Source organism: Lysinibacillus sp. NPDC093688 (genome assembly GCF_050280145.1).
GTDB lineage: Bacteria > Bacillota > Bacilli > Bacillales_A > Planococcaceae > Lysinibacillus > Lysinibacillus xylanilyticus_B.
On sequence record NZ_JBNNUX010000090.1, the window covers coordinates 1 to 3,489 of the forward strand.

At 38.5% G+C, this 3,489-nt stretch carries 3 protein-coding genes; all 3 read left to right on the top strand.

The genetic code is table 11. The annotated features are described in order from the left end of the window. Positions 1 to 365: 365 nt before the first annotated feature. The 3 genes from ACQKN2_RS25115 to ACQKN2_RS25125 all read left to right on the top strand — a co-directional run bounded on the left by ACQKN2_RS25115 (position 366) and on the right by ACQKN2_RS25125 (position 3,311). Positions 366 to 737, top strand: coding sequence for an ArsR/SmtB family transcription factor (locus tag ACQKN2_RS25115; protein ID WP_427417344.1), 372 nt, complete (start codon positions 366 to 368; stop codon positions 735 to 737). Next, positions 718 to 2,844, top strand: a complete 2,127-nt coding sequence (locus ACQKN2_RS25120; protein ID WP_427417345.1) for a heavy metal translocating P-type ATPase — start codon at positions 718 to 720, stop codon at positions 2,842 to 2,844. The genes ACQKN2_RS25115 and ACQKN2_RS25120 overlap by 20 nt, the downstream gene beginning before the upstream one ends. Before the next feature lie 167 nt (positions 2,845 to 3,011). Next, positions 3,012 to 3,311 carry a late competence development ComFB family protein gene (locus ACQKN2_RS25125; protein ID WP_427417346.1) on the top strand — a complete coding sequence of 100 codons (300 nt, stop codon included), beginning with the start codon at positions 3,012 to 3,014 and terminating at the stop codon, positions 3,309 to 3,311. Positions 3,312 to 3,489 lie beyond the last annotated feature (178 nt).

A 3,489-nucleotide genomic window follows, 5' to 3' on the forward strand; every position in this document is an offset into this window, starting at 1 on the left:
GTCTCGGGCCAACACGATGTTGGTCACGAAGGCGTTATCACAGGATGTGATGGTTTTAGCCTTCGTTCCCCTATCGCTGATCCCCAAGGAGTCGCTCAGTCTCCACTCCAATCAACCTCTTAGCATGCCTTATTAATCTCAACTTTGTTTAATATGTCACCATAATTTCATTAACACAACAACATGCAAAGCTATCACATTGAAGTGATGGCTTTTTTACTTTTATATTTATAAGTTAGCGATTTAAATAAATGTATTTTTAAATTTGTGATATAAATCATTTACATTCAAATATTCGTTTGAATATGATGGAATATTATGTTATGGTGAAAACAATCAAACAAACATTTGAATGAGGTGAGGGAATGCCAAAAGAAGTATGTGAAATAACATGTGTCCATGAAGAAGCGGTCATTAAAGTACAACAGCAAATGCCAGATCTATCAGGAGTAGCTAAATTTTTAAAAGCATTATCTGATGAAACAAGACTTAAAATTGCGTATGCCTTAACGGTCGAAGATGAATTATGTGTTTGCGATGTTGCCTCCATTATCGGTTCGTCAGTAGCAACAGCATCGCATCATTTACGATATTTAAAAGATAATAATTTAGCGAAGTCATATCGAAAAGGAAAGCAAATGTATTACTCTTTAGCTGATGAGCATGTGTATCAAATTGTAACGATTGCTTACGAACATGTGAAAGAGGGGATTGCAAATGGCAGTAACACCAACTAAACAAGAATATAGGTTGCAAAACTTATCCTGTGCCAGCTGTGCAGCAAAATTTGAAAAAAACGTGAAGGCTATTCCAGAGGTTCAGGATGCACAAGTGAATTTTGGTGCTTCTAAAATAACAGTTATTGGTGATATTAACGTTGATCAACTTGAAGAAGCAGGTGCCTTTGACGGCATAAAAGTATCCCAATCAAAGGCAAGAACAATTGAAAAATCAACACCTTTTTATCGAAAAACAGAAAATATATTAGCTGGAATCTCTTTGTTATTCGTAGTGCTTGGATATATGTTTGGAACAATGCGTGGTGAAACGGATTCACTAACTATTGGGATGTTTATAATCGCAATTCTAGTTGGGGGAATTGGAATTTTTAAAACAGGCTTCCGCAATCTAGCACGCTTTGAATTTGATATGAAGACGCTGATGACTATTGCAGTAATAGGTGCAGCTATTATTGGGGAATGGGAAGAAGCGGCTGTTGTTGTCTTTTTATTCGCAGTAAGTGAAGCGCTTGAGGCGTATTCAATGGATAAAGCGCGCCAATCGATTCGTCAGCTCATGGATATAGCTCCTCCAACAGCGACGATAAAACGTGCACATGGCGAGCATTTCCATGAGATGGAGCTTCCAACTGAGGAGATTGAAATTGGTGACATTTTAATCGTTAAACCTGGTCAGAAAATTGCTATGGACGGAATTGTCGTTAGTGGACTGTCAGCAGTGAATCAGGCAGCGATTACAGGTGAATCTATTCCGGTCAGTAAAACAATCGATGACGAAGTATTTGCAGGAACTCTGAATGAAGAAGGGGCCTTAGAGGTTCGTGTGACAAAGCGAGTAGAGGACACAACAATTGCAAAAATCATTCATCTTGTTGAAGAAGCACAGGCAGAAAAAGCACCTTCACAGCAGTTCGTTGATCGCTTTGCGAAATACTACACGCCTGCAATTATGCTTATTGCTTTACTTGTAGCGGTTCTACCACCTTTATTTATAGGTGATTGGCAACATTGGATTTACCAAGGATTGGCGGTCCTTGTTGTAGGTTGTCCATGTGCATTAGTTGTATCTACACCAGTTGCTATTGTTACGGCAATTGGGAACGCTGCTAGACAAGGTGTTCTTATTAAAGGCGGTATTCATTTAGAGCAGCTTGGTCATATTGAAGCAATAGCATTTGATAAAACAGGTACACTTACAAAAGGTCAACCTGCTGTAACGGATATTTTAACATTGCAGGAGATGTCTGAGGATTATGTTTTACAGCTAGTAGCGGCTGTTGAAAAACAATCACAGCATCCATTAGCTAAAGCTATTTTGCAGGCTTTGCATGAAAAAAAATTGACAGAGTTTATACCAACAGACTTTCAATCCGTAACAGGCAAGGGTGCCTATGCAACGGTTGACGATCAAACAATCTATGTAGGAAGCTTAAAATGGATAGCTACATTAACGACTGTTGATGAAATGATAAAAGAACAGGTTCATAAACTTCAACAACAGGGAAAAACAGTTGTAGCAGCTGTTAGTAATGATCGGTTTATTGGGATGATTGGTATTGCTGATCAATTACGTCAAGAAAGTAAAGATGTTTTAAATAAATTAAATGGTTTAAAAGTGAAGCATAAAGTTATGCTAACAGGTGATGCAGAACCAACAGCACAGGCAATTGCAACTTCTTTAAATATGACAGATGTAAGAGCAAGTTTATTACCAGCAGAAAAATTAATGGCCATTAAAGATTTACGTGCACAGTTTGGTGCAGTGGCGATGGTAGGAGATGGTGTCAATGATGCACCTGCACTTGCCGCAGCCGATGTTGGTATTGCAATGGGAGGCGCTGGCACGGATGCAGCACTGGAAACTGCGGATATCGCATTAATGAGCGACGATTTAACGAAGCTGCCGTATACAATTGGCTTAAGTAGAAAAACATTACGTATCATTAAAGAGAACATTATATTTGCCCTAGCCCTAAAATTAATTGCCCTGTTACTTGTTATCCCAGGCTGGCTAACATTATGGATTGCCATCTTTGCAGACATGGGTGCTACATTACTAGTTGTGTTGAACTCATTACGATTAATTAAGTCCGAGAAATGGTAAAAAGGATATAATCCGGTGGAAGAGTGTAGAAAAAAAGTCATTCTGAGGAGCTAGTGATATTAATGATATAGATGTTACTAGCGATTCTTGAAAAAAGACTTTGTTAACGCTATTATGGTTTCAGGAATAATGTAACAATTAAATATAAATGAGGCGAAGGTTTGAATATGTCAGATCCTATTTTAGTAAATGTTACAGAGGAAATTGTGCGTGGTTTAGTAAGTTTTCTACTACGAGGACCGGAATATCAAACATTTTGTAAATGTGAAATCTGTGAACTTGACGCAGTGGCACTTACACTGAATGCATTGCCTAGCAAGTATGTTACATCTATGGAATCCCGAGATGAAGCATTTAAAATGATGAATACTCCTGAAAATATCGAACGAATCAATAAAGAGATTATTCATGCATTACATGTGGTAAATAAGTATCCTCGACATAAGGAAGAGCCAACTTCTATATGAAGTTGGTTCTTCTTGTTTTTAAAAAACTATTGGGTTAATTAATGTGTTTTATAATAAAGTATTGCTTTTCGGCAAAGCGAGGGGTTGATTTCCGTTCCGACTGGGCGCTTTCCTGGGGGCGTCCGATGAGCCGCTTCACTCGCGTTGCTCGCTCCAGGGTCTCGGGCCAACACGATGT